The sequence below is a fragment of the Pseudomonas sp. SIMBA_067 genome, from assembly GCF_046534675.1.
In the GTDB taxonomy this organism is placed as follows: domain Bacteria; phylum Pseudomonadota; class Gammaproteobacteria; order Pseudomonadales; family Pseudomonadaceae; genus Aquipseudomonas; species Aquipseudomonas putida.
Genome location: NZ_JAWRYH010001049.1, coordinates 1 through 248 on the forward strand (window position 1 = coordinate 1; position 248 = coordinate 248).

Annotated in this window: 1 pseudogene; it reads left to right on the forward strand. The window is 58.1% G+C overall.

Going from position 1 to position 248, the window contains the following annotated elements:
• Positions 1-6: 6 nt before the first annotated feature.
• A pseudogene (locus SB765_RS32425) lies at positions 7-248 on the forward strand (helicase); the annotation flags it as partial.

The following is a 248-nucleotide window of genomic DNA, read 5'->3' on the forward strand; positions in this document are numbered from 1 at the left end:
GTGTGCATGAAATTTCGTCTTCTGCTGTGGGTGCTGGGCCTGATGATGGGCAAAGCCAGCCGCACCAATCCTGCCTTCCAGCAACAGTTGGGTGATAAAGACCTGGCGTTCCAGTTGCAGACCCTCGACGGCAAGGTTGCCCGTCACTTCATCGTCAAAGACCAGCGCATCACCAGCCGTTCGGGTGTGCACCCGTCACCGGCATTTGCCATCGCCTTCAAAGACGCCGCCTATGGCTTCGCCACGAT